This is a genomic window from Acidimicrobiales bacterium (genome assembly GCA_035533095.1).
Taxonomy (GTDB): Bacteria; Actinomycetota; Acidimicrobiia; order Acidimicrobiales; family Palsa-688; genus DATLUM01.
Genome location: DATLUM010000003.1, coordinates 16883 through 41599, shown reverse-complemented (window position 1 = coordinate 41599; position 24717 = coordinate 16883). Strand labels below are relative to the sequence as shown.

The window sequence follows — 24717 nt, the reverse complement described above, 5'->3', positions numbered from 1 at the left end:
GGCGCTGGGGCCGTCCGGGCGATCACAGGGTCGCGGCCTTGCACGGCCGGCGCATCGTCCAAAGCGGCGGCCCGCCCTCGACCGGGCGCAGCTCCTCCGCCACGTCGTAGCCGAAGCGGCGGTAGTAGACGAGGTTCTCCGTCTTCTGGGTCTCGAGGTAGCAGTCGAGCCCTTCATTGTCGGCCGAGGCGAGGCCCTCTTCCTGCAACCGCGCACCGATCCCGCCGCGTTGAACCGACGGGTCGACCGCGAGCAGCAGGAGGTACCACAGCTCTTCCTTGGGATGCGCCTTGTCGATGGCCAACAGATAGCGGAGCCCCTCCACCATCGCCTTCGGCCGAAGGGCCATCGCGCGACCGGCGCCGAGGATCTGGCGGACCTGAGCCATGGCCGGCAGCGGGTACTGGCCGGGAGGCAGCCAGACCGACACACCTACCACTCGCCCATCCGGGTCCCGGGCCCCGAGCACGCGCGCGCCGTCGCCGAGGCACGCGATCTCCGATCGCCAGAACAGAGCCAGGGCCCGGGCCCGTCTCACACCCTTCGGGTCGAGATGCTCGAAGAACGGATCGTTGTGGAATGCGCGCGCGGCCACCATCGCCGCGGAGTCCAGATCCCGGCCCCGGCACGAAAGGGGCGAGATATCGAACTGTGTGTTAACCCCAGTAGTCACGAGCGAAGGCTACGCCTCCTCACGGCAGCCCGACGACTCTCGACCACTGTCCGGCTCTAAGCGCCTGGTCTAGGAACAGGCCTGGGAAAAGACGTGATCCGCCGCGTGGCGGACACGCTATCGATGCGCGCCTCGGCTAGTTGCGTGGCGGCTTCGACGGTCGTCCTCGAACCGTCCGCAGCCGCAGCGAGGATCTGAGAGGTCGTCTCGCCGATTCGTTTGACCGATTCGAGCGCACGCTCACGGTGGTAGCCGATCAGCTCGTCCGCGATGTTGATCACCCCGCCGGCATTGACGACGAAGTCAGGCACATAGACGATTCCTCGCCGCGCCAGCTCCTCTCCGTCGGCGTCGGTCTCGAGCTGGTTGTTGGCCGCCCCGACGACCGCCCTGCAGTGGAGCTCTGGGATGGTCCTGCTGTTGAGGACCGCACCTAGTGCGCACGGGGCGAAGATGTCGCATGGAATCGAATGGGCGGCAGCGTGGTCGGTTGTCGCCACACCGTCCCCCTCGAGGCGGTCGACGGCGGCACGGTTGACGTCGGCGACCGTCACCTTCGCCCCGTCCGCCACGAGCAAGCCGACGAGCGCGGACCCGACCTTGCCGACACCCGACACTGCGACGTGCAGTCCGGCCAGGTCCCCGCTGCCCTCGAGGTGCGCGGCAGTGGCCCGCATCGCCCAGTAGACGCCGCGGGCCGTCGCCTCGGAGGGATCACCCGAGCCACCGAGCAACGGCGACGTGCCCGTCACGCAGCGCGTCTCGCGCGCTATGAGATCCATGTCGGCCTGTGTCGTACCGACATCCTCCGCCGTCAGGTACCGCCCGCCCAACGAGTCCACGAACCTCGCGTACACCCTCAACAGCGCTTCGGTCTTCGCGGTCGCAGGGTCCCCGATTATCACCGCCTTGCCACCGCCGAGATCCAGTCCGGCGAGCGCCGACTTGTAGGTCATGCCCTTGGCGAGCCTCAGCACATCGACCAGAGCATCATCGCCAGATCCGTAGGGGTAGAAGCGGGTCCCTCCCAACGCGGGCCCCAACGCCGTGGAGTGGATCGCCACGATCGCGCGCAAGCCGCTCACTGCGTCGTGGCAGTGGACGACCTCCTCGTACTCCTCGCCGATCAGGTCCCAGAGGTCTGCCATTACCTAAACACTTAGCTCACCATGGCACCGCCGTCGACCACGAGCACGTCTCCGGTGATCCACGACGACAGGTCACTGGCGAGGAACAGAGCGGCACGCGCGATGTCGGCCGGCTGGCCGAGCCGGCGCAGCGGCCAGGGGCGGTCCACCTCCTCACCCTGCGGCTCCCAAAGCGCACGGGCGAAGTCGGTCTTCACAAGACCGGGTGCGATCGCGTTCACCCGCGTCTTCGGGCCCAGCTCGCTGGCGAGGTGCTTGGTCATGTGGATGAGGGCAGCCTTGGTCAGGTCGTAGATGCCGAGGGGCCCGCCAAAGCTGAGGCCACCTATCGACGAGATGTTGATGACGCTCCCCCCGTGCTCCGACATCCGCTGGCGCCAGGCCTCCTGGGTCCAGATGAAAGGCCCACGCATGTTCACTTCCACCGTCTTGTCGAAGCGCGGCAGGTCGATGTCGATGGCGCGGCCGAAGTAGGGGTTCGTGGCGGCGTTGTTGACGAGGATGTCGAGCCCTCCGAAATGCCCGATCGTCGCCGCTACGCACTCGGCCGCCTGGACAGGGTCGCCGGCGTGGGCCGCGTGGACGGCGGTCTCTCCGTCGATGGTGGAAGCGGTCTCCTCGAGGGCGTCCTTCTTGCGCGAGGAGAGCATCACCATCGCGCCGTGCTCCGCGTAGATCCTGGCGATCGCCGCCCCTATCCCCTTTGACGCCCCGGTTACGAGAGCGACCTTTCCTGTCAGGTCCAGGCTTTCCTGTGCCACGGTTCTCCCCTCTGCAGAGACGGCTGATCTTTTACCTGCACCCTGGCAGCACGCAACCCGTCCGGCTGCGAGGGCGGTCAAACCGTTGACCGAGGCGGTGCCGCAGTCGTAGTCTTCTGGCGCGGCAGCTGCGGGAGCGGGGCCAGCGAGGGGGCAGGACAAATGGAGAATTTCCACCCTGTGCGGCGAACGGTGGCTGCCGGGACGGCACTCGGGCTGGTCGTGGCGGTGTCAGCGGTTATGGGCGGGCCGTCGGCGCACGCGACCGTGTCCCCTCAGGTGTCGGTGTCGGCCGTGCAGAGCGAGCCCTCGCCGTACGTGGACGGCCTCGATATCGTGACCGCAACGGTCACCTACAACGGGGGCCAGCCTCCGAGCGGGACGAACGTCCAGTTCCACCCGACCAACGGGCTATTGCCCGACGACGTCTATGTCGGAGTCGCCGAGTCCGCCGGTGGAACCGGGTACTGGATCGCCGGCGAAGACGGCTACGTGCTGAATGAGGGAACCGCACCTGCGTTCAACTGCACGACCGGCGGGGCCCCGGTAATCGGGATCGCGGGAACGCCGGACGGCGGCGGCTACTTCCTTCTCGGCGACGACGCCTCGGTGACGGCCTGCGGCGACGCCGTCTGGTCCGGGGACCACTCGCAGTCCCCGCTGTACCAGCCAGTGGTGGGTATCGCCGCAGCGTCGGACAGCGGTTACTGGCTTGTTGCGTCTGACGGGGGCATCTTCAACTACGGCGACGCCGGCTACTACGGCTCGATGGGTGGCCGCTCACTCAACCGACCCATCGTCGCCATGGCAGCCACACCGAACGGTGCCGGCTACTGGCTGGTGGCATCCGACGGCGGGATCTTCAACTTCGGTAATGCCAGCTTTTGGGGTTCCCCAGCGGCAACGGGCGTCGACTCCCCCGTCCTCGCCTTGGCCGCCACGCCGGACGGGGGCGGTTACCGGATCATGACCGCCAACGGGACCGTCTACGGGTTCGGTGACGGCGGGTCGTCTCCCGACCCCCTGAGCTCCGGCGATGGCAACACGATCATGACGGGGATCGTGAACGCCGGCACCAACTCCAACTTCTGGGTGTCGGGTCTTGACGGCCAGGTCGTCCCGGAGGGCTCGCTCTCCAATTTGGGCGACGCCTTCACGGTCCCGGTGTCGGGCGCGACGGCGGTCCTGTACACGTCCTCGCTCAACTCGGTGCAGACCACGATCACGGCATCGACCCTTGGCGCCACGTCCAATCAGCTCGACACCACGTGGAGGATCCCCCCCGGCTACTGGATGGTCGCCTCGGACGGCGGGATCTTCAACTACGGCACCGCCCCGATCCTGGGGTCGCACGGGGGTTCGCCACTGAGCAAGCCGATAGTGGGGATGGCCCCCACTTATGACGGTGGCGGCTACTGGATGGCCGGGTCGGACGGAGCCGTCTTCAACTACGGCGACGCCGGTAACTACGGCTCGGCGACCGGCCCGCTCAACGCGCCGGTAGTCGGGATGGCGCCCACCTATGACGACGGGGGGTACTGGCTCGCCGCGTCAGATGGAGGGGTCTTCACGATGGGCGACGCCGGGTTCTACGGCTCCCACGGGGGGTCGCCCCTGAACCAGCCGATTGTCGGCATGGCCACCACCCCCGACGGCGGCGGCTACTGGCTCGTCGCGTCCGACGGGGGCATCTTCAACTACGGCGACGCCCGCTTCTACGGCTCCCACGGGGGGTCGCCCCTCAACCAGCCGATCGTGGCCATGGCACCGGCCGAGGACGGTGGCGGCTACTGGCTGTTTGCGTCCGACGGGGGCGTCTTCAACTACGGCGACGCCGAGTTCGCCGGTTCGCACGGGGGATCTCCACTGAACAAGCCGGTCGTCGGGGGAGCGGCCTACCCGTACCCGATCTACGACGTGACCGCTGCCGCCTCCAGCCGCCTCCACGACCTGAACCGAACGGCTGTCGACTCGTACCTGTTCCGGCTGGGGCTCAGCCTGTCCGACAGCTAGCCCGACAGGGAGCCGGCGCTTCTCGGCGACCGTGCGGTCGGGCTGGTCAGCGGAGGTCCCTGGACCCCCGCTGACCAGGGACTCATTTCGAGCGGAGAGGGTGGGATTTGAACCCACGGTCCCGTGAAGGACACACGATTTCCAATCGTGCCGATTCGGCCGCTCTCGCACCCCTCCTCGGCTGGGAATTCCTAGGGTATCGTGTCCATGGATGGCCTGGCGCCGGGCGCGGCGGTCGGGTCCTGCGTAACGGCGCACCGTGAACCGAGTCAGGGCCTGACGGCAGCAGCTCTCAGCGGACCGCATCGTGTGCCGCAGATCGCCTGACCGCCGCGCCGGGCGCCAGCTGCTGCTTTTGGGACCGGAAGGGCTGCCGTAGGCTGGGCGCTCGTGGCTGAAGGAACCCCTCATCTGGCGCTCTACCGGCGGTTCAGGCCGCAGCGCTTCGACGAGGTGCTCGGCCAGGACCACGTCACTCGCGCCCTGCGCAGCGCTGTGCGAGACGGCAAGGTGGCCCACGCGTACCTGTTCAGCGGCCCGCGGGGGACGGGCAAGACCTCCACCGCTCGGATCCTGGCGATGGCGCTCAACTGCGAGAACCCCGACGACGGCGAGCCGGACGGCACCTGCGGGTCGTGCGTGTCGATCCGCCAGGGATCGTCGCTCGACGTGCAGGAGCTCGACTCGGCCACCAACCGCGGCATAGACGAGATGAAGGACCTGCTGTCGCGGGTGTCGCTCGGGACGCCTGGTCGTTGGAAGGTGTACATCGTCGACGAGGTGCACCAGCTGACGTCGGCGGCGTCAAGCGCGTTGTTGAAGACCCTTGAGGAGCCGCCCGGGCATGTGATCTTCGTGCTGGCGACCACCGACCCGCAGAAGGTGCTGCCGACCATCCGCAGCCGGACCCAGCATTTCGAGTTCCGGTTGCTCGGGCCGGATCTGCTCGGTTCCCTGCTCAGCGATGTCAACGCCCGTGCCTCGCTCGGTCTCCCCTCGGAGGCGATCGACCTCGTGGTGAAGAGGGGTCACGGATCGGCCCGCGACGCTCTCTCGGCTCTCGACCAGGTTGCTGCCGCCGGCGGCGTAGACGACGAGGTCGGCGTGGTGTCCGACCTGGTCGCGGCCCTGGGAGATCGCGATCCGGCCCGGGTGCTGGTCGAGGTCGCGGAGGCGGCGACCGCCGGGCGGGACCCTCGGCGGATCGCTACCGAGGTGCTGGAGTACCTGCGCAACGGGTTCCTGGCGATGCAGGCCCGTTCGCTCGTGATGCTCGCCGACGAGGCCGCCGAGGAGGCGGAGGCGCAGGCACGCCGCCTCGGGACCCCGGCGCTGGTGAGGGCGATGGAGGTGATCGGCCAGGCGCTGATCGACATGCGCGACGCACCAGATCCGCGTATCACGCTCGAGGTCGCCCTGATCCGCGTCGCCTCGCCCGAGGCGGACGACAGCCGTGCCGCCATCCTGGAGCGGCTGGAGAGGCTCGAACGCCAATCGAGGGTTGAAGGGCCGTCGAGGATTGAAGCGCAGTCGGCGACCGAAGGGCAGCCGAGGGCCGGAGGGCGGGACCGCCCCCTCGCTCATCGCGACGCCCTGCCGCGCTCGGCGCCGGCGCAACCCGCTCCCGCGCCGGCGCCTCCCCCGATGCCGCCCGGCGCGAAGCCCGCGCTCGGTGCGCACCGCCAACCCCCTTCGCGACCCCCAGCCGTGCCGGAGAACACCGCCCGGCCGGAGAACCCGACCAGGCCGGAGGACACCGCCCGGCCGCCGGCCGGCGCCCCGGCACCTCCGACTTCGCCGCCGTCCGCCGGCGGCCCACTACCGACCCGGGAGGAGCTGACCATCGCCTGGGGGGACTCGATCCTGCCGAAGCTGAGGCCGGGCGTGAAGGTGTACGTCTCCGCTGGCCGGTTCGTCGGCGTAGACCCGGAAGCTGCTGTCTACGCGCTGCCCGACCAGGGGTTGCTCACCCGTGCCGAGCCCCTCCTGCCCGAGATCCATGCCGCCATGGAGGAGCACTTCGGCCGCCGAGTGCCGCTTCGCCTGGTCCTCGAAGGAGCGGCCGGAACCGGGCCAGGCGTCGAGCGCCAGCCCGCAGAAGTCGACCTGAACGACATCGGCGACATCCACGAACTCCAGGACGCGCCCGCCACGGCAGCGATCTCGCCCGAGCAGCGACTGCTCGAGGCCTTCCCCGGCGCCGAGGAGGTGTCATGAGCAACCAGGGCAACCGGGGCAGCGAGCCGCCCGACTTCAACTCGCTGCTTTCGCAGCTGGGCCAGGTTCAGCAGAACCTCCGCGAGGCCCAGCAGGCAGCCGCCGCCAAGGTCGTGGAGGGCACGGCCGGCGGAGGGGCTGTGCGGGTGAAGGTCACGGGGGGCCTCGACTTCCAGGACATAACCATCGACCCGTCGGTTCTCGATGACGTCGAGATGCTCCAGGACCTGGTCCTCGCCGCGGTTAGAGACGCGGTGGAGCAGGCGCATGCGCTCGCTTCTAGCGCCCTCGGCGGTATCGCCGGAGCGGGCGGCGGCGCCCTCGACCTGGGTGGCTTGCTGGGTCTCTGAGAACCCCCGAACCGCGCCGGCACCCGGGTACGCTCGGATGACCCCATGTCGAGCCGCCCATGTACGCAAATTCAGTCCAAGACCTGATCGACGAGTTGGGAAGGCTTCCAGGGGTCGGGCCCAAGTCCGCGCAGCGGATCGCTTTCCACCTCTTGAGGCTCTCGTCCGATGACGCGCTCCGCCTGGCGCGCGCGATCAGCGTCGTCAAAGAGCGGGTGTCCTGGTGCCGCCGTTGCTTCAACGTCGCAGAGAGCCGGCGCGAGGAGGCCCAGCCGGACAGCGAGATCGAGTGCGAGATCTGCACCGACTCGAGACGCGACCCGACGGTCGTCTGCGTAGTGGAGGAGCCCCGCGACCTGGTCGCGGTCGAGAAGACTCGGGAGTTCCGCGGCCGGTATCACGTCCTCCAGGGCACGATCAGCCCGATCGACGGGATCGGGCCCGACAAGCTGCGCATTCGCGAGCTGCTCGCCCGCATTGATCGCGAAGCGATCAAAGAGGTGATCCTCTGCACCAACCCCAACATCGAGGGCGACGCGACCGCGCTGTATCTCGGCAGCCTCCTGAAGCCGCTCCCCGTGAAGGTCACCCAGGTCGCACGGGGCCTCCCCGCCGGCGGGGACCTCGAGTATGCCGACGAGCTGACGCTAGGCAGGGCCTTGGAAGGGCGTCGAGAGTTGGTCGACTGAAGAGGTTCTGCGAACCCCTTTAGCCGGCTCGAACAGGTTCAGCCCGCGCGGACCACCAGGGCGTCGCCCTGCCCGCCGCCTCCGCACAGCGCGGCCACGCCTATACCACCGCCGCGCCGGCGCAGCTCGTGCAGCAGCGTGAGCGCCAACCGGTTCCCTGACGCGCCGATGGGATGCCCGAGCGCGACGGCGCCGCCGTTGGGGTTGACGATGTCCCCTGAGATTCCGAGGTCGTCGATGGAAGCGAGAGCGACCGCGGCGAACGCCTCGTTGAACTCGAAGACGCTCACGTCGCCGACGCCGAGGCTTGCCTTGCCCAAAGCCTTCAAAGTGGACCGCGACGGCTGGGTCATCAGACAGGTGTCAGGCCCCGCGACCATTCCGTAGCTCACGACACGGCCGAGCGGTTCGACGCCGCAGCGCTCTGCGGCCTCTTCGGACATCACTATCACCGCGGACGCGCCGTCCGAGATCTGCGAGGCGTTCCCCGCCGTTATCGACCCACCTTCCGCGAAGGCCGCCCGCAACCCGGACAGCGACTCCGCTGTCGTGCCTGACCGGATGCCCTCGTCGGTGTTGACGAGAACAGGATCACCTTTCCTCTGGGGCACCTCAACCGCGACTATCTCCTCGGCGAAGAGGCCGTCCTTGGTCGCCCTGGCCGCTCTTTCATGAGATTCCGCTGCAAAGGCGTCCTGGCGTTCGCGGGTCACGTCGGGGAACCGGGGCAGGTAGTTCTCGCTGTCGCGCCCCATCGCCTCGTGGCTGCGAGCGTCCTCGAGACCGTCGTACATCATGGCGTCGCGCAGGACGGCATCGCCGAGGCGGTAGCCCTGCCGAGCGCCGAGCAGCAGGTGCGGCGCGTTTGTCATCGACTCCATGCCGCCCGCCACGACGACATCCGCGTCGCCCGCCGAGATCATCAGGTCCGCCTGGTAGATCGCGTTGAGACCCGAAAGACAGACCTTGTTGACCACCGTCGCCGGCGTGGTCATCGGGATCCCCGCTGCGGTCGCCGCCTGGCGGGCCGGCACCTGGCCCGTGCCCGCAAGCAGTACCTGCCCCATGATCACGTAGTCCACGTCCTCCGGCCGCATCGAGGCCCGCCGAAGAGCCTCCCGGATCGCGACCGCGCCGAGTTGCGCCGCCGAGAAGCCCGAGAGCGCTCCGGAAAGCCTGCCGATCGGGGTGCGTGCGCCGGCGACCATGACTGAACCTGGCATGCCGCCCAGTCTACGACCGCCCGGCGCGGCGGTAGCCTGGGCGGATGGCGCTGACCGAAGTGGACCATGTCGCTATCGCGGTCCGGGATCTCGACGCGGCGGTCGACTGGTACAAGCAGACGTTCGGCGCGACCGTGACCCACCGTGAGGTTGTCGAGCGCGACGGGGTGGAGGAGGCTCTGCTCTCCGTCGCCGATTCGTACATCCAGCTGCTGACACCGACACGCGAGGACTCGCCGGTCGCCAAGTACCTCGATACCAAGGGTGAAGGGCTGCACCACGTGGGTTACCGCGTCGACGACTGCGCGGAAGCGCTGAAGCAAGCCGTCTCCGCCGGCGCGCGCGCGATCGACGAGACCCCGAGGCCGGGTTCGCGCGGCACGACTGTCGCGTTCTTGCACCCCAAGACCGCGTTCGGGACGTTGATAGAGCTGGTGCAGGAGTGACGGCACCCGCGACGCAGACTTCTACCCGGATCCCCAGATCCAACGACCCCTGCTGGTGCGGCAGCGGCCGCAAGTACAAGCGCTGCCACAAGGCGACAGAGGGCCGGGTTCTGCCAGGTGACGTGAGCCCCATGCTTGGAGTGCCGGACGGGATCGTGCCCACCGACTACTACCGCACCGGCATACCCGAGCGCCGCGATGAGCCGATGGTCAAGTCCGCCGACGTGATCGAGCGCATCCGCGTGGCGGGGCGCATAGCCGCCGAGGTGTTGGCGGTGACCGGTGCAGCTGTCGCGCCGGGAGTGACGACGGACGAACTCGACGTCATCGCCCACGGGGCGTACATCGAGCGCGGCGCCTTCCCCTCGACGCTCAACTACCACGGTTATCCGAAGTCGATCTGCACGTCGGTCAACGAGGTCATCTGCCACGGCATCCCCGACGACCGACCTCTCTTCGACGGAGACATCGTGAACATCGACGTGACCGCATACATCGACGGCGTCCACGGCGACTGCAACGCGACTTTCTACGTCGGCGAAGTCGACGCGGAGTCGCGCAGGCTCGTCGAGGCGACACGCGAGTGCCGCCGTTTGGGAATCGAGGCCGCGCGCCCTGGGCGGCCTCTTTCCGACATCGGGCGTGCGATCGAAACGCACGCGTCGAGCAATGGCCTCGGCGTCGTCCGGATGTTCGTCGGGCACGGGATCGGAGAGCAGTTCCACACGTCGCCGAGTGTCCCGCACTACTACACACCCGAGGCGTCCACCGTCATGGAGCCCGGGATGGTGTTCACCATCGAACCGATGATCACCCTTGGCACCTGGCGCGAGAAGATGTGGGACAACGGGTGGACCGCGGTGACCGCCGACGGCCGGCGCACCGCGCAGTTCGAGCACACCATCCTCGTGACCGAGGACGGCTACGAGATCCTGACGCCTGAGCCTGCCTAGAGAGGTTCGCTGCGACGCCCACGATGGCGCGAACAGCTAGACGAGTCTGGCCAACTGCGCCGGGCCTTCGAAGACGAACGCCCGGATACCGACGGCTTGGGCGCCGGCGACGTTCGCCGGCCGGTCATCGACGAACACGACCTCTTCCGGGTGAGCGCCCAATGACTCGAGCACGGCCAGGTACGAGTCGTGGGCGGGCTTCACCGCGTTCAGGTCGCAGCTGAAGAACTTCTCGGAAAAAGACCCCAGCCAGGGCGCGGACTGCAGCTCTCTGGCCAGTTCGGCCGGCGCGTTGGAGAAAAGGGCCAGCCGCACGCCTCTCTCCTTTAACTCGGCAACAGCAGAGATGCTGTCGGGGTTGGGATGCAGCCAGCTTCCCACGTCGGCTCGGGCGAGGTGTTCCAACGCGTCGGAGTTGACCGCGCGGCCGGTGACAGCCCGCCAGTATTCGGCCGCGGTGACATCAGCCCGGTCGTAGGAAGGGCGGTGTCGCCAGTACGCCTTCCAGAAGCTCTGCCCGTCGCCTTGGACGCCCGCCGCCGCCTCGATGGCCGCCAGGTCGCCGGCGGGTTGGGGGAGGCTGATCACCTCCCCGTAGTCGCATATCAACCATGTCACTGCGCTGCACCGTACCGACCTACCATGCTGAACCGCCATGCGCGTGAGGGTCCATCTCGTCGACGGAACCTACGAGCTGTTCCGGCATTTCTTCGGAGCGCCGCCGCATGCGAACTCGGCCGGCCAGGAGGTGGCGGCCGTCCGCGGAGTTCTCTCGTCGGTGCTGGCCCTGATTGAGGATGGGGCGACTCACGTGGGGGTGGCCACGGATCATGTGATCGAGTCGTTTCGCAACGACATGTGGCCGGGCTACAAGACGAGCGCCGGCGTCGACCCGTTGCTGCTCGGCCAGTTCGGCTTACTGGAGGAGGCGCTCGCCCTGATGGGCGCGGCCGTTTGGCCGATGGTCGAGCTCGAAGCTGACGACGCGCTTGCATCCGCCGCGGCTGTAGCTGCTTCGGATCCCACGGTGGACCAAGTGGTGGTCTGCACTCCCGACAAGGACCTGGCCCAGTGCGTCACCGGCACCCGCGTCGTGCAGCTCGACCGGCGCAAGGGAGCCATCATCGACGAGCAGGGTGTAGTGGCGAAGTTCGGTGTCCCGCCGGCGTCGATCCCCGACTACCTCGCGTTGGTCGGCGACAGCGCCGACGGATTCCCCGGACTGCCGGGCTGGGGCGCCAAGTCGGCTGCCGCGGTGCTCGCTGTATACGGGCATCTCGAGTCGATCCCGGATTCGGGGGCCCAATGGAAAGTGAATGTCCGGGCTGGCGGGACTCTCGCCGCGACGCTCGCCGCATCCAGGGGCCTGGCGATGCTCTTTCGGGATCTCGCCACGCTCAGAACCGAACCGCCCGTGATATCCGGCGTTTCGGAGCTGCTCTGGTCGGGCCCCGACGCCAAGTTCGGCGCGTTCGCAGCGGGTGTCTTGGACTCGGCCTCGCTAGCCGCACGTGCCGACCGTCTTGCGGCTAGCCGCCGAAGCACTCCGGCTGGGGGAGACTGAGCGCCACCTCGAGCCGGCGGTGGTATTCCTCGCGTGTCACGCCTACCGCCCCGAGCGACTCGAGATGCGGTGTCACCCATTGGACGTCGAGGAGCCGGCGCTCGGCGTCGCCCGCTGCGCGCAGAATTTCGACGAGTCGAATCAGAGCGACCTTCGACGCGTCGGTCTGCCGGTGGAACATCGACTCGCCGGCGAAGAGGCCGCCCACCGCGACGCCGTAGAGCCCACCGGCCAGCACGCCCTTGTCATCCCAGGCCTCCACGCTGTGCACCCAACCCCATTCGTGCAGCCGGGTGTATGCACGCACGATGTCACGGTCGATCCACCTGCCAGGCCGGCGCTTGTCGGCGCACGCAGCGATCACCTCTTCGAACGCGGTGTCGACGCGGACCTCGAAATGTGCGCACGACCTGCGGAGCGAGCGCGACACCTTCAAGCCTCCAGCGTTCAGCGGGATGACCCCACGGGGTTCTGGTGACCACCAGCCAGGAAGACCGCGCCTCGCCGGCATCGGGAACAACCCGGACCGGTACGCGGCCAGCAGCGTTCCCGGTTCGAGGTCGGCCCCGACGGCCACGACCTCCCCCCCGCTCTGTTGAGCTGCCCTGGCGAGCGCGCGAGGGTCCGAGGGGAACTCCCAGCGGGTCGGAGGAGGCTCGACCGCCCGCCTGTTCGCCGGAGCTGCGGGAGTGGCCACACCTGGCAGTCTTGCCGCTCGAACGGCCACGCCGAATGGGGGCGTTGGTGGCGCCGGCAGTACCCTTTGGACCGATGTCAGAGCACCCGATGTCCGAACGCCTCGAGGAACTGGCCCGCCGCAAGGAGCAGGCCATCCACGCCGGGCCGCCCCACGCCATCGAGCGCCAGCACTCCAAGGGCAAGATGACGGCGAGGGAGCGGATCGACTACCTGCTGGACGAGGGGTCGTTCCAGGAGCTCGACATGCTCGCTCGCACGAGGGCCCCGGGACTGCCCGATGACAAGCGGCCCTACACAGACGGTGTGATCACCGGCTTCGGCACGATCGACGGTCGCAAGGTCTGCATCTTCTCCCAGGACTTCACCGTCAATGGAGGATCCCTCGGTGAGGTGTTCGGCGAGAAGGTCCACAAGATCATGGATCTCGCCACCTCGCTCGGTGTGCCGATGATCGGCATCAACGACGGCGGCGGCGCGCGCGTGCAGGAAGGCGTCGTAGGTCTGCACTACTTCGGCGGGATCTTCAAGCGAAACGTCGACTCGTCGGGCGTGATCCCCCAGGTCAGCGTGATCATGGGATCGTGCGCCGGCGGCGCCGTCTATAGCCCGGCGATGACCGACTTCATCTTCATGGTGCGCGACACCTCCCAGATGTTCATCACCGGCCCGGACGTGGTGAAGACCGTGACCGGTGAGGAGGTGACTCTCGAACAGCTCGGCGGCGCGCTCACTCACGCCACCAAGTCGGGTGTCGCGGCTTTCGTCGCGGCCGACGAGAAGAGCTGCCTCGACGAGGTGCGCTACCTGCTCGGCTTCCTCCCGTCCAACAACATGGAGGAGCCGCCGCGCCTCGAGACCGGCGACGACCCCGAGCGTTCGACGCCGGAGCTGCGGGGCTTGATCCCCGCCAGCCCCAACCAGCCCTACGACATGAAGAAGGTCATCACAGCGGTCGTCGACGACGGCGACTTCGTGGAGTACCACTCGCTTTGGGCGATGAACCTGGTATGCGGCTTCGCCCGCATCGACGGGCACGTCGTGGGCATAGTCGGCAACCAGCCACAGAACCTCGCCGGCGTGCTCGACATCGAGAGCTCCGAGAAGGGTGCACGGTTCGTGCGCACGTGCGACTCGTTCAACATCCCGCTCGTCACTTTCGTCGACGTCCCCGGTTTCATGCCCGGAACCGACCAGGAGTACGGGGGGATCATCCGTCACGGGGCCAAGCTGCTCTACGCCTACTGCGAGTCCACGGTTCCCCGCATCCAGATCATCACCCGCAAGGCTTACGGCGGTGCCTACGTCGTCATGAACTCCAAGTCCATCGGCGCCGACCTCGCGTTCGCGTGGCCGTCCGCGGAGCTGGCGGTGATGGGACCACAAGGCGCGGTGGACATCGTTTACCGCCGCGAGCTGGCCACCTCGCCTGACGCGGCGTCCCGCCGCGCGCAGCTGGTCGAGGAGTACACGGAGAAGTTCGCCAACCCGTACCTCGCAGCGGAGCGCGGCTACGTCGACGACGTGATCGACCCTGCGGACACCCGCAAGGTGCTGGCCCGTTCGCTCGACCTTTTGCGCTCCAAGCGGGAGGAGCTGCCGAAGCGCAAGCACGGTAACGTGCCCCTTTAGTGGCGGCCGACCCTTCCCCTGAGGAACTCGCAGCGATCGTGGCGGCGGTGGAGATGGCCTGGCCGCGGCCGGTGGTCCTGGCGGCGCAAGAGCCCGAGCGTCCCGGCCCTTGGCGCTTCTCCGGCCGGTGGTGGTCGCGCCCGACGACGATTCGCCGCGAGCGTCCTTGGGTGGAGCGTGGCGGCATCTGAAGAGGTTCGCGAACCTCTTTAGTACGCGAAACGCTGCCCTCGGGGGTTATAGAGGGTATGCAACCAGTGGATCCGCGGATGGGAGGCCTCCTCGGTGATGGGGATGTGTCCGGCTCCGACGACCTTCACGCGATCGTCGCGAGGGCGGGACGGCGCATGCGCTGGCGTGCCGCCGCCCTGGCCGGTGTGGTTGCCGTGGCCGCCGGTGGGGGGGTGGGGTACGCGGTGTCGACCACCGGAGGGTCCGCCCGGCAGGTCGTCGCCACCTCGCCTGCGTCCGGGTCGAGCACCCGCGCATCGTCCCAGGCCCCGAGCGGCGCCCAGATCGCCGGCGGGCCGTCGGCCGCTCTCCCGGAGCCGAACAGGTTCACTCGTCTGTTCACCCGGCAGGCCAACGGGATCGATATCCGCGGCTACCTGGTCGCGACCCCCCTAATGATGCCCCTCAGCTCAGCGGGCAGTACCGAGTGCGGGACGGCCGGCTCCCACTTCCAAGCCGAGGTATCGACACCGGACATGGTGGCCACAGCCGGGAGCGGGTTCGTGGTTCAGCAGCTCGGGTCGATGATTCTCAGCGAGCAAACCACGGTGGTGGGCGACGCCGAGGGCGACCCGGTCGCCGTCGTTGTGCTGCAGACCAACTCCGCCGTCAGCAAGGTCCGCATGGACTTCACCGGCGGGGCCACCGACGAGATGACCCCGGTTCAGGGATGGGCGGTCCTCGCTGCGCCGGCGGCCTGGTTCCAGTCGGGCAAGGTCACCCAGGAGACGGTAGGGACCCTGACCGCGCTCGACTCCTCCGGTCACTCCTTGGCGACCACGCCCGTCCAGTGGCTGCCGGTCGTGACGCCCACCCAGGGCTCTGTCGGCTCGGGCTCTGCCGGTTCGGGCTCTGCCGGCTCGGGGACGGTCGGCTCGGGCTCAGCTAGCGCGGGTGTCTCCGGCTCGGCGGCGGTCGCCTGCCCCACTCCGGCACCCGCCCCTGCCCCTGCCCGTGCCCCCAGCCCGACCATCCCTAGGACGGGATCCGGCACTACGGGATCCGGCACCAATGGGTCCGGCGGCTAGGAAGCCGCCGGCTGACACGATGGTGGCGGTGCAGGTTCTCCCACCCGACCCGCCAGCCGCGGCCGGAGCCGCCAGAGAACCCATCGCGGACCTGCCAACGGTTGACTTCGTTTACTGCTACCAGAGCCACTACCACCGCCTGGTCCGCGCCCTCCGTCTCGCCGGCGCCGACTCCGCGGCCGCGGAGGACGCGGCACAAGAGGCCTTCGCCAGGGCGCTCGTGCACTGGAGCCGGGTCAGCCGCGGCCCGAACCCCACCGGCTATGTGTACACCGCGGGGTTCCGTCTCCTGGCCAAGGCCCAGCGCAAGGCTGCCCGCCGGCCACCCGCTACCGCTGAGCGCAACCCGCCCGACCCGACCGGATCCGCCGCCGCATCATCCGTCGCGATCGAGGCGGCCCTCGCCGCGATGCCGCCCCGCCGGCGGTCGTGCGCTGTCATGTGCCTCGTGGTCGGTCTGCCCGTCCGCGAAGCGGCCGAGGCGCTTGGCATCGCCGGCGGCACGGTCCGCAAGCACCTCGAGGACGCTCGCCGCGACCTCGCCGCCGCGCTCGCTTGAGTCATGAGGGTACAGAGTTCACGCCGAACCGCCAGGCCGGCGCGAGCCCTGTCCGCTTACGGCGCGCTCCAAGCGGGAGAAGTGGACAGAGAAGAGGGGACCCACCCGTCCGATCGTTTCAGACGAGCCCAGCCAGCTCGGCGACTATTCGACCCAGCTCGAAGTCCTTCGGTGTGTACACCGCAGCCACACCGGCCGCCCGCAGCTCCGCCTCGTCACCGGGAGGGATGATCCCCCCGACCACGACGGGCACCGACACGCCGGCGTCGCGCAGGCCGCCCATCACCTCGCGAACCAACTCCAGGTGGCTGCCTGACAGGATCGAAAGGCCCACCACGTCCACGTCCTCGTCGCGCGCAACTGCGGCGATCTGCGCCGGCGTCTGGCGGATCCCCTGGTACACCACCTCGAAGCCGGCGTCACGGGCTGCCACGGCGATCTGCTCCGCGCCGTTGCTGTGGCCGTCGAGGCCGGGCTTCGCCACCAGCAACCGCGGCGGGGCTCCGCGCCGCGCCGTGACGGCTCCCACCCGCGAGCGGGCTGTGGTGAAACCGTCGTCACGTGCCACGGCCGCCCTCCCCACGCCCGTCGGCGCCCGGTACTCGCCCCACACCTCCCGCAACGCGGTCGCCCACTCGCCGGTGGTCCCGCGGGCGTGTGCGAGCTGGATCGTCGCCGGCATCACATTGACGCCCGGGCTCTCAGCCGCTCGGCGTAACTCGTCAAGGGCCGCTTGCACCGCGCTCCCGTCCCTCTCTTTCCTCCACCTGACCACGTCCTCGACCAGCTCGGCTTCCACAGCGGGATCGACCCGCAGCACGGCCCCTTCGACGTCAAGCGGCGACGGCTCGGACGTGGTGAAACGGTTGACACCAACTACGATCGCATCGCCGGATTCGATTCGCCGTGTCCGCTCCGACTGGCTCACCACGAGCGCGGACTTCATCCGCTCGATCGATTCGAAGGCGCCGCCGTCACCGAGGATCGCGGAAAGCTCCTCCGACGCAGCCTCGATCAGCTCCGTTGTACGCGCCTCGACCACGTGTGAACCGTCGAGGAGGTCCGGGTACTCGAGCAGGTCCGTCTCGAAGGCGAGGATCTGCTGGATCCGCAGGGACCACTGCTGGTCCCAGGGATGCGGCAGCCCGAGCGCCTCGTTCCACGCGGGGAGCTGAATCGCGCGTGCCCGGGCATCGCGGGACAGGATGACACCGAGGGCTTCGAGGGCGATACGGGGGACGTTGTTCTCGGGTTGCTGCTCGGTGAGCCCGAGCGAGTTCACCTGGACCCCGTAGCGGAAACGGCGAAGCTTCGGATCGTCGACTCCCCAGCGCTCCAGGCAGATGCGGTCCCACATGCGGGTGAACGCGCGCATCTTGCACGTCTCCTCGACGAAGCGGATGCCTGCGTTGCAGAAGAAAGAGATCCGTCCCACCACGGCCGGCAGTTCGTCTTCTTCCAGCTGCTTGGAATCGCGCACTGCGTCGACCACGCCCACCGCCGTCGCCAGCGCGAACGCCAACTCCTGGACAGGTGTGGCACCAGCTTCTTGAAGGTGGTAGCTGCACACGTTGATCGGGTTCCACTTGGGGAGGTTGCGCACCGCCCACGCGATCGTGTCGACGGTCAGGCGCCGGCTCGGCGCCGGCGGGAATATGTAGGTGCCGCGGGAGAGGTATTCCTTGACGATGTCGTTTTGCGTGGTGCCGGTGAGGGCGGCGCGTGGCGCGCCGGTGTCGTCGGCGCAGGCGACGTAGAGGCCGAGCAGCCAGGCTGCTGTGGCGTTGATCGTCATCGAGGTATTCATCTGCTCGAGAGGTATCCCCTCCAGCAGTTCGGCCATGTGGCCCTTGTGCACCACGGGCACGCCGACCTTTCCGACCTCGCCGCGAGCTTCCGGCGCGTCCGGGTCGTAACCGGTCTGGGTCGGCAGGTCGAAGGCGATGGACAGGCCGGTCTGGCCCTTCGCCAGGTTCGTCCGGTAGAGCTCGTTCGAGGCTTTTGCGGTGGAGTGCCCGGAGTAGGTGCGCATCACCCAGGGCCGGTCCGGCTGGGTCAGCCGGGCGCCGGCGGCGTCATTCGAGGGTGTGGTCACGGCGACATTCTCCCATCGGATGCACCGGGTGCCGAAACCGCCAACCCCCGCTACAGTGGCCTACGCGGAGAAGGGGTCTGCCACCCCCGCGGGAATCAGACGGGTGCGCCTGCCTTTGCCGGCGCACCCGTCAGCCCCGGTGCACCCCTCAGCCCCGTCAGTCCCCGCGCAACCGCCGAGGCGCCGGCGGCGGCCCGCTACGGTGACCGGCGATGAGCGAAGCGGACCACGGCGACCCCGGCGCCGACGACCCCACCGGTACGGACGACCCCACCGGCACCAGTCTCACACCCGGCACGCTGGCGCTGGTGGGCGGCGGAGAATGGACCCCCGGCTGCGACTTCGACCGCGATCTCTGGGAGCAGTCGGGCAAATCCGAAGTGGTCGTGCTCCCGACCGCCGCCGCTTATGAGCACCCGCAAAGGGCCGTCGATAAGGCGGCCGCCTGGTTCGCCGAATTCGGCGCGACGGTCCGCCCGGCGATGATCCTGTCCCGGTCCGACGCTGTCGACGACGACCAGGTGAAGATCGTCGCCGGCGCCAGGTTCATCTACCTGTCGGGCGGCTCGCCAATGCACCTTCGCTCGGTCCTCAAGGACACGCCGGCCTGGTCGGCGCTCGTCGGCGCCTGGCACTCCGGTGCTGTAGTGGCCGGGTCGAGCGCCGGCGCGATGGTGTTGGGGGATCCGATGGTCGATCCACGCGGGGGTGCGCTGACACTGGGGCTCGGGCTCATCCCGCAACTGGCGGTCCTGCCCCATTACGACACCTGGTCCGAGGAGAAGGCCAACCGCACGGTGCAGCTCGCCACGGGCCACCTGCGGATTGCAGCGATCGATGAGCGCACTGCCTTGATCCGCGACGGTGACGGGTCGTGGCGCACCGCCGGCGCCGGCGGTGTGACCGTGTACGTGGACGGGAAGCCGGCGGGCCTGGAGGTCCTCAGGAACCGCTAGTACTCGCGGCCCGGCGGGCAGAGGCTTATTCGGACTCGGTGATCGTCACCGAGTCGATGGTGACGGTCTCGGTTGGTGTCCCGGACTGGGTCCCCACAGCGTCGATCGCCGCGACGACGTCCAGCCCTGCGACCACCTTGCCGAACAACGAGTACTGCGGAGGCAGCCGCACCCCTGACGCCCCGCTGATGACGAAGAACTGGCTCCCGTTGGTGTCCGGACCGGCGTTGGCCATCGCCAGCGATCCCAGCTCGTAGCGTCCCGGCGGTGGCAGCTCGTCGGCGAACCGGTAACCGGGTCCGCCGCGACCGGTACCTGTCGGGTCGCCACCCTGCAGGACGAACCCGGGGATGATCCGGTGGAAGACGATCCCTTCGAAGTAGTGGTAGCGGGCGAGGAAGACGAAGTTGTTGACGGTCTGCGGAGCGGCGATGGGGTCGAGAGCGATCGTCATGGCGCCCTTCGACGTGACCATCTGCGCGCTGTAGCGCTTCGAGGCGTCTATGCACATCGGCGGCGGGCCGTCGAACTGCTGCTGCTTGGGGCTCGACCCTTCGGGGGAGGGGCACGGGGTGGTTGAAGCCAAAGTGAACGCTCCTAGGAGGCGGTGATGCTGACGGACAGGATCTTGTGGTACTTCGCCGGCGTGCCCGCCTGGGACCCGTCGGAATTGATCTTCTCGACCACGTCCATGCCCGACGTCACCTGGCCGAAAACGCTGTACGACGGTGACAGCCCCGAACCTCCGCCCGGGACGACGATGAAGAACTGCGATCCGTTCGTGTTCGGGCCGCTGTTGGCCATGGCGACGATACCCGTGCCGTAAGCAGAGCTGGCCGACGGCAGCTCGTCCGCAAACGAGTACCCCGGGCCGCTGCTCCCCGTCGCCGTCGGGTCACCGACTTGGTCCATGAAGCCAGGGATGACCCGGTGGAACACGATCCCGTCGTAGAAGTGGTAGCCGGCGAGGAAGACGAAGTTGTTGACCGTGACCGGCGCGTACTTGGGCAGAAGCTCGATGACGAAGCTGCCCGCGTCGGTCTTGACAGTCGCGTTGTAGGTCTTCGTCGGATCGATGCAGAACGGCGGGGCGGAGGAGAACTTGGTGTAGCGGGGCGATGACCCGTCGAGGTTCGGGAACGGCACGTGGGCCGGCGCCGGCACGATCGACACACCGTTGCCGGATGCCGTCGCGGCGCCTGATCCTGTCGCGCCTCCGGCCGGCGTAGAGCAGTTGGCGCTGACCGCCGGGGCCGTCCGGACGGCCAGGCCGGTGCCCAACGGGACGGTGGAAGCGGTCCCGGGAGTGGTCGTGCCGGGAGCCGTCGTCGAGGTGCCGGTACCCGTGTTGACCTTCTTCGACGAACCGCCCCGCGTGCCGGTGTACACGGCCAGGCCGACTGCCACGGCCACCACGACACCGATGATCACACCGCGCCGGATGCGGCTGCGCCTCTTTTGTGCGCGCTGAAGTTCGGCCATGCGCGCTGCGCGCCCTGCGCGCTGGCGGGCTCTTTTGTCGGTAGGCACGGCGCACAAAGCTAGCCGCGGCGCCAACAGGCCTAGCCGCGGCCGCCGCCCCAAACCGCCGGGGGCCGCCACCACCCCACTGGTACCCTTGAGGGTCGTGGCCCTGTTGGTGATGAAGTTCGGCGGGACGTCTGTGGGCGACGCCGAGCGGATGCGCAACGTGGCCGACTACGTCGCACGTACCGTCAAGCGGGGCAACCAGGTCGTGGTGGCGGTTTCCGCCATGGGCAGCGAGACCGACGATTTGCTGCACCTTGCCGCGCAGGTGTCGGGGACCCACCCGGGGCGCGAAATGGACATGCTGATCACGGCAGGCGAGCGCAAGGCGATGGCGCTCCTGTGCATGGCCCTCCACGACGCCGGGATCCCCTCCGACAGCTTCACGGGCAGCCAGGCGGGGATCATCACCGACACCGACCACACCAGGGCGAAGATCGTCGACGTGCGCGCCGACCGGCTGCGAGAGACGCTCGCCAACGGGCGGGTGCCTGTGGTGGGAGGCGCCCAAGGCGTCTCGACCGACCGTGACGTCACCTTCTTAGGACGTGGCGGGACGGACACGACAGCCGTCGCCCTCGCGCAGGCGCTGCAGGCTGACGCGTGCGAGATCTACACAGACGTGTCAGGCGTGTTCACAGCGGATCCCCGGGTTGTCCCCGAGGCGCGCCGGCTCAAGCGGGTCAGCTTCGAGGAGATGCTGGAGATGTGCGCGGCAGGCTGCCCCAAGCCTGCGATGCGCTCTGTGGAGTTCGCTCGCAACCACGGCGTCCGCCTGCACGTGCGGTCGGCGTTCACGTGGGAGCCCGGGACCTGGATCGAGGAGGAAGACCCCGATATGGAGCAGGCGATCATCTCGGCTGTCGTATCCGATAGTTCCGAGGCGAAGCTGACCGTGACCGGCGTGCCGGACAAGCCGGGTATCGCTGCGCGGCTGTTTCGCGCGCTCGCCGACAGGTCGATCAACGTGGACATGATCGAGCAGAACGTGTCGCTTCAAGGCACTACCGACATCTCCTTCACCGTCCCCCACGAGGATCTGAGCGCTGCCACCGACGTGTGCCGGAGTCTGCAAGGTGAGATCGGCGCGGCCGACGTCCTCGCGGATCCCGACGTCGCGACGGTGTCGATCATCGGCGCTGGCATGAAGACCCACCCCGGTGTCTCGGCGACCATGTTCGAGGTCCTGGCCGCGGAGGGCATCAACATCGAGATGATCTCGACGTCGTCGATCCGGCTCACGTGCGTCGTGCGCTCGGAGGTCGCGGAGAAGGCGGTCGTGGCGCTGCACCGGGCGTTCAAGCTGGAGGGCGAGTGAGATGCCGACGGTAGGGATCTACGGCGCGACCGGACAGGTCGGGACGGTGATGCGGGCCGTGCTGGAGCAGCGCCGCTTCCCGCACAGCGGCCTGCGTCTGTTCGCGAGCTCGCGCTCCGCCGGCCGTGTAATCGACGGCATCACGGTCGAGGACGTGGCAACCGCGGACCATGCCGGCGTGGACGTCGCTCTTTTCTCCATGGGAGCAGATGCGTCGAAGGAATACGGGGAAAGAGTGGCCGGCGCGGGAGCAATCGTCATCGACAACTCGAAGGCGTGGCGCATGGACCCCGACTGCCCTCTCGTGGTTCCAGAGGTCAACGCGCACGAACTCGACCGCATACCCAAGGGGATAGTCGCCAACCCGAATTGCACGACCATGGTGTGCATGCCGGTCCTCGCGCCGTTGCACGCCGAGGCTGGTCTGAGGCGTGTCGTTGCCTCCACTTACCAGGCGGCGTCGGGCGCGGGCCTCGCCGGGACGGCCGAGTTGGACGAGCAGGTCCGTGCCATCGGAGAGAAGGCTGCAGCGCTCGCTCTTGACGGCGAGGCGCTCTCTTACCCGCCGGCGAAGGTGTTCCCCGGGCCGCTCGCGTTCAACGTACTGCCGCACGCCGGCAGCTTCGCCGGGGACGAAACCAGCGAGGAGCTCAAGTTCCGGGAAGAGAGCCAGAAGATCCTGGGAGTCCCGGACCTCGCGGTGTCGGTCACGTGTGTCCGGGTCCCCGTGTTCACGGGTCACTCGCTCGCGCTGAACCTCACCTTCGAGCAGGCCATCACGGCCGAGCGCGCGCTGCAGCTTCTCGGCAGCGCGGCGGGTGTCGAGGTCCTCGACGTTCCCACCCCGCTCCAGTCCGCCGGCGGCGACACCTGTCTGGTTGGCAGGGTCCGCCCCGATTACAGCGACCCGTCGGGCCGGGGGCTCACGCTGTTTGTCTCGGGCGACAACCTCCGCAAGGGAGCGGCCCTGAACGCCGTCCAGATCGCAGAGGCTCTGCTCGAAAGGGGCATCGTCAGCTGACGTAGCGCTGCTCGTGACCCGGCGTACAGCGCCACAGACAGCGGCAACATGGCGGCGGCCACGATCCCGTCCATCCACCAGTGGTTGGCAGTCGATACGACGGCGAAGAGGGTCGCGGCCGGATGGGCGACGATCAGCCAGCGCCACCGGCTAGTGCTCACGCAGACGACAGCCACGGCGATGAACAACGACCAGGCCATGTGCACCGACGGCATCGCCGCGAGCTGTGTCGCGTCGCCTATCCCGCCGGGGGCGTAGACGGACTCGTGGTAGCGCATCGCCGTGTCCACGAATCCCAGCTGGGGCAGGAGCCGCGGGGGCGCGACGGGGATCATCTGGATCAACAGGCAGGCCCCGGTGAGGATGGCGCCGATGGTTCGCCACCGGGCGTAGACATCCCGGTGGCGGAAGTACATCCAAATCAAGAACGCGATGAGCGCGGGAACGTGGGCGATGTCGTAGAACCCGTTGACCGCCTCCACGAGCAGAGGGTGGGGGAGGATCAGGTGCTGGACGGCGACCTCGTTCGGTAGGTGGACCGCCCGCTCCAGGTGCCAGAGCGAGCGGGCGTTCGAGACGGCACCCTGGACGTGCTGAACGGCCAGGTTGCCTCCCTCCTGCCAGAGCGCGTACAGGCCCAGCACGATCGCGGTCTCGCTCGCCAGGTCTGCTCGCCGCGGCGCCCTCTTGGCGACGCGCAAGCCCAAGCCGATGCAGGCCAGCACACCTGCGGCGATCGCCGCCCAGGTCCAAGGCACCAGCATGCGACGCCAACCTACCCCGGCCGGTCCGCGGGATTGTTACGCGACAGCGGCCCTCGCCTAGCCTTCGCGTCATGGAAATCAACGGAGCCTCCGCGATCGTCACCGGCGGCGCCTCTGGGCTCGGCGAGGCGACGGTGCGCCTGCTGACCCAGCGGGGTGCCCGCTGTGTGGTGCTGGACATGAACGACGCCAAGGGTGAGGAGCTTGCCAAGGAAGTCGGCGGCGTCTTCGTGCGTGCCGACGTCACCAACACCGACGAGGTGATCGCCGCGGTCGAAGCCGCCAAGGACATGGGCCCGCTGCGGGCTCTCGTCAACTGTGCCGGCGTGGGATGGGCAACCCGCACCATCGGCAAGGACGGGAGCTACGACTCGGCCCACAACCTGGACGCTTTCATCAAGGTGATCGGCATCAACCTCGTCGGCACGTTCAACTGCATCCGCCTCGCGGCGACGGCCATGAGCCAGAACGAACCCCTCGCGGACGGCGAGCGGGGCGCCATCGTCAACACTGCGTCGCTCGCAGCTTTCGACGGCCAGATCGGCCAGGCCGCATACTCGGCTTCGAAAGGCGGCGTCGTCGGCATGACGCTTCCGATTGCCCGTGACCTAGGGGTCGTCGGGATCCGCGTCAACACGATCGCACCGGGCCTCATCGACACGCCGATCTACGGCAGTGGTGAGGGGTCCGAGGCCTTCAAGGAGAAGCTGAAGAAGGACGTAGTCTTCCCCGACCGCCTGGGCAAGCCGGAGGAGTTCGCAAGCCTTGCCGTCGAGCTGGTGACGAACAGCTACATGAACGGCGAGACCATCCGCATCGACGGCGCTGCGCGCCTGCAGCCGAAGTAAGCGGG

At 68.5% G+C, this 24717-nt stretch carries 24 protein-coding genes, 1 tRNA gene, 1 other RNA gene and 1 pseudogene; 16 read left to right on the top strand and 11 right to left on the bottom strand.

Annotation, left to right across the window (positions count from 1 at the left end):
• Positions 1-22: 22 nt before the first annotated feature.
• From VNF71_00420 to VNF71_00410, 3 genes are read right to left on the bottom strand one after another with little or no spacing between them, the layout of a single operon-like run.
• Entirely contained in the window at positions 23-673 is a 651-nt protein-coding gene (locus VNF71_00420; GenBank protein HVA73011.1) for a GNAT family N-acetyltransferase, read from the bottom strand.
• A gap of 56 nt (positions 674-729) precedes the next feature.
• The gene (locus VNF71_00415) at positions 730-1821 is read right to left on the bottom strand and encodes a Glu/Leu/Phe/Val dehydrogenase dimerization domain-containing protein (GenBank protein HVA73010.1); all 1092 of its coding nucleotides are present in this window, start codon (positions 1819-1821) and stop codon (positions 730-732) included.
• A gap of 11 nt (positions 1822-1832) precedes the next feature.
• Entirely contained in the window at positions 1833-2582 is a 750-nt protein-coding gene (locus VNF71_00410) for an SDR family oxidoreductase (protein ID HVA73009.1), read from the bottom strand.
• Between the two features lie 162 nt (positions 2583-2744).
• On the opposite strand from VNF71_00410, the gene VNF71_00405 reads away from it, so the two are divergent.
• On the top strand, positions 2745-4595 hold the full coding sequence (locus tag VNF71_00405) for a hypothetical protein (GenBank protein HVA73008.1): 1851 nt from the start codon (positions 2745-2747) through the stop codon (positions 4593-4595).
• Between the two features lie 92 nt (positions 4596-4687).
• On the opposite strand, the gene VNF71_00400 is transcribed toward VNF71_00405, so the two are convergent.
• Positions 4688-4772, bottom strand: a tRNA-Ser gene (locus tag VNF71_00400).
• A gap of 56 nt (positions 4773-4828) precedes the next feature.
• Between VNF71_00400 and ffs the strand changes: the two genes are divergently transcribed.
• The 4 genes from ffs to recR all read left to right on the top strand — a co-directional run bounded on the left by ffs (position 4829) and on the right by recR (position 7851).
• Positions 4829-4927, top strand: an RNA gene (ffs, locus tag VNF71_00395) — signal recognition particle sRNA small type.
• Between the two features lie 58 nt (positions 4928-4985).
• Positions 4986-6812 (top strand): DNA polymerase III subunit gamma/tau, encoded by a 1827-nt coding sequence (gene dnaX, locus VNF71_00390; GenBank protein ID HVA73007.1) that lies wholly within the window; start codon positions 4986-4988, stop codon positions 6810-6812.
• Positions 6809-7162: a YbaB/EbfC family nucleoid-associated protein gene (locus VNF71_00385; GenBank protein ID HVA73006.1), complete on the top strand. Its 354-nt coding sequence runs from the start codon at positions 6809-6811 to the stop codon at positions 7160-7162. Before dnaX ends, VNF71_00385 begins: the two co-directional genes overlap by 4 nt.
• 59 nt (positions 7163-7221) lie before the next feature.
• On the top strand, positions 7222-7851 hold the full coding sequence (gene recR, locus VNF71_00380) for a recombination mediator RecR (protein ID HVA73005.1): 630 nt from the start codon (positions 7222-7224) through the stop codon (positions 7849-7851).
• A 38-nt stretch (positions 7852-7889) separates the two neighbouring features.
• On the opposite strand, the gene VNF71_00375 is transcribed toward recR, so the two are convergent.
• Complete coding sequence (locus VNF71_00375; protein HVA73004.1) at positions 7890-9074, bottom strand: acetyl-CoA C-acetyltransferase; 1185 nt, start codon at positions 9072-9074, stop codon at positions 7890-7892.
• A 44-nt stretch (positions 9075-9118) separates the two neighbouring features.
• Here VNF71_00375 and mce point away from each other — a divergent pair, with 44 nt between their 5' ends.
• Together mce and map are read left to right on the top strand one after the other, a co-directional pair.
• Positions 9119-9520 (top strand): methylmalonyl-CoA epimerase, encoded by a 402-nt coding sequence (gene mce / locus VNF71_00370; protein HVA73003.1) that lies wholly within the window; start codon positions 9119-9121, stop codon positions 9518-9520.
• A complete protein-coding gene (gene map / locus VNF71_00365) occupies positions 9517-10473 on the top strand; it encodes a type I methionyl aminopeptidase (GenBank protein ID HVA73002.1) in 957 nt (318 codons plus the stop codon). Before mce ends, map begins: the two co-directional genes overlap by 4 nt.
• A gap of 36 nt (positions 10474-10509) precedes the next feature.
• On the opposite strand, the gene VNF71_00360 is transcribed toward map, so the two are convergent.
• The gene (locus VNF71_00360; GenBank protein ID HVA73001.1) at positions 10510-11091 is read right to left on the bottom strand and encodes an HAD family phosphatase; all 582 of its coding nucleotides are present in this window, start codon (positions 11089-11091) and stop codon (positions 10510-10512) included.
• 37 nt (positions 11092-11128) lie between these two features.
• Here VNF71_00360 and VNF71_00355 point away from each other — a divergent pair, with 37 nt between their 5' ends.
• Positions 11129-12037, top strand: coding sequence for a 5'-3' exonuclease H3TH domain-containing protein (locus tag VNF71_00355; GenBank protein HVA73000.1), 909 nt, complete (start codon positions 11129-11131; stop codon positions 12035-12037).
• On the opposite strand, the gene aat is transcribed toward VNF71_00355, so the two are convergent.
• Positions 12003-12734, bottom strand: a complete 732-nt coding sequence (gene aat, locus VNF71_00350) for a leucyl/phenylalanyl-tRNA--protein transferase (protein HVA72999.1) — start codon at positions 12732-12734, stop codon at positions 12003-12005. The two genes, VNF71_00355 and aat, sit on opposite strands and share 35 nt — an antisense overlap.
• A 74-nt stretch (positions 12735-12808) precedes the next feature.
• Between aat and VNF71_00345 the strand changes: the two genes are divergently transcribed.
• The 4 genes from VNF71_00345 to VNF71_00330 all read left to right on the top strand — a co-directional run bounded on the left by VNF71_00345 (position 12809) and on the right by VNF71_00330 (position 16183).
• Positions 12809-14365 (top strand): acyl-CoA carboxylase subunit beta, encoded by a 1557-nt coding sequence (locus tag VNF71_00345; GenBank protein HVA72998.1) that lies wholly within the window; start codon positions 12809-12811, stop codon positions 14363-14365.
• The gene (locus VNF71_00340) at positions 14365-14556 is read left to right on the top strand and encodes a hypothetical protein (protein HVA72997.1); all 192 of its coding nucleotides are present in this window, start codon (positions 14365-14367) and stop codon (positions 14554-14556) included. Before VNF71_00345 ends, VNF71_00340 begins: the two co-directional genes overlap by 1 nt.
• Positions 14557-14634: 78 nt before the next feature.
• Complete coding sequence (locus tag VNF71_00335; GenBank protein HVA72996.1) at positions 14635-15624, top strand: hypothetical protein; 990 nt, start codon at positions 14635-14637, stop codon at positions 15622-15624.
• Positions 15625-15652: 28 nt separating this feature from the next.
• Positions 15653-16183: a sigma-70 family RNA polymerase sigma factor gene (locus VNF71_00330; GenBank protein HVA72995.1), complete on the top strand. Its 531-nt coding sequence runs from the start codon at positions 15653-15655 to the stop codon at positions 16181-16183.
• Positions 16184-16301: 118 nt separating this feature from the next.
• Here VNF71_00330 and VNF71_00325 read toward each other — a convergent pair whose 3' ends face one another.
• On the bottom strand, positions 16302-18278 hold the full coding sequence (locus tag VNF71_00325; GenBank protein ID HVA72994.1) for a protein meaA: 1977 nt from the start codon (positions 18276-18278) through the stop codon (positions 16302-16304).
• A 212-nt stretch (positions 18279-18490) separates the two neighbouring features.
• Between VNF71_00325 and VNF71_00320 the strand changes: the two genes are divergently transcribed.
• A complete protein-coding gene (locus VNF71_00320) occupies positions 18491-19234 on the top strand; it encodes a Type 1 glutamine amidotransferase-like domain-containing protein (GenBank protein HVA72993.1) in 744 nt (247 codons plus the stop codon).
• Positions 19235-19259: 25 nt separating this feature from the next.
• Here VNF71_00320 and VNF71_00315 read toward each other — a convergent pair whose 3' ends face one another.
• Positions 19260-19820 (bottom strand): peptidylprolyl isomerase, encoded by a 561-nt coding sequence (locus VNF71_00315; GenBank protein ID HVA72992.1) that lies wholly within the window; start codon positions 19818-19820, stop codon positions 19260-19262.
• 11 nt (positions 19821-19831) lie between these two features.
• Positions 19832-20764 (bottom strand): peptidylprolyl isomerase, encoded by a 933-nt coding sequence (locus tag VNF71_00310; GenBank protein HVA72991.1) that lies wholly within the window; start codon positions 20762-20764, stop codon positions 19832-19834.
• 97 nt (positions 20765-20861) lie between these two features.
• Here VNF71_00310 and VNF71_00305 point away from each other — a divergent pair, with 97 nt between their 5' ends.
• Together VNF71_00305 and VNF71_00300 are read left to right on the top strand one after the other, a co-directional pair.
• On the top strand, positions 20862-22079 hold the full coding sequence (locus VNF71_00305) for an aspartate kinase (protein ID HVA72990.1): 1218 nt from the start codon (positions 20862-20864) through the stop codon (positions 22077-22079).
• A 1-nt stretch (position 22080) separates the two neighbouring features.
• Complete coding sequence (locus VNF71_00300; GenBank protein HVA72989.1) at positions 22081-23100, top strand: aspartate-semialdehyde dehydrogenase; 1020 nt, start codon at positions 22081-22083, stop codon at positions 23098-23100.
• 41 nt (positions 23101-23141) lie between these two features.
• Here VNF71_00300 and VNF71_00295 read toward each other — a convergent pair.
• Positions 23142-23864, bottom strand: a pseudogene (locus VNF71_00295) (phosphatase PAP2 family protein).
• Between the two features lie 71 nt (positions 23865-23935).
• Here VNF71_00295 and VNF71_00290 point away from each other — a divergent pair.
• On the top strand, positions 23936-24712 hold the full coding sequence (locus VNF71_00290) for an SDR family NAD(P)-dependent oxidoreductase (protein ID HVA72988.1): 777 nt from the start codon (positions 23936-23938) through the stop codon (positions 24710-24712).
• Positions 24713-24717 lie beyond the last annotated feature (5 nt).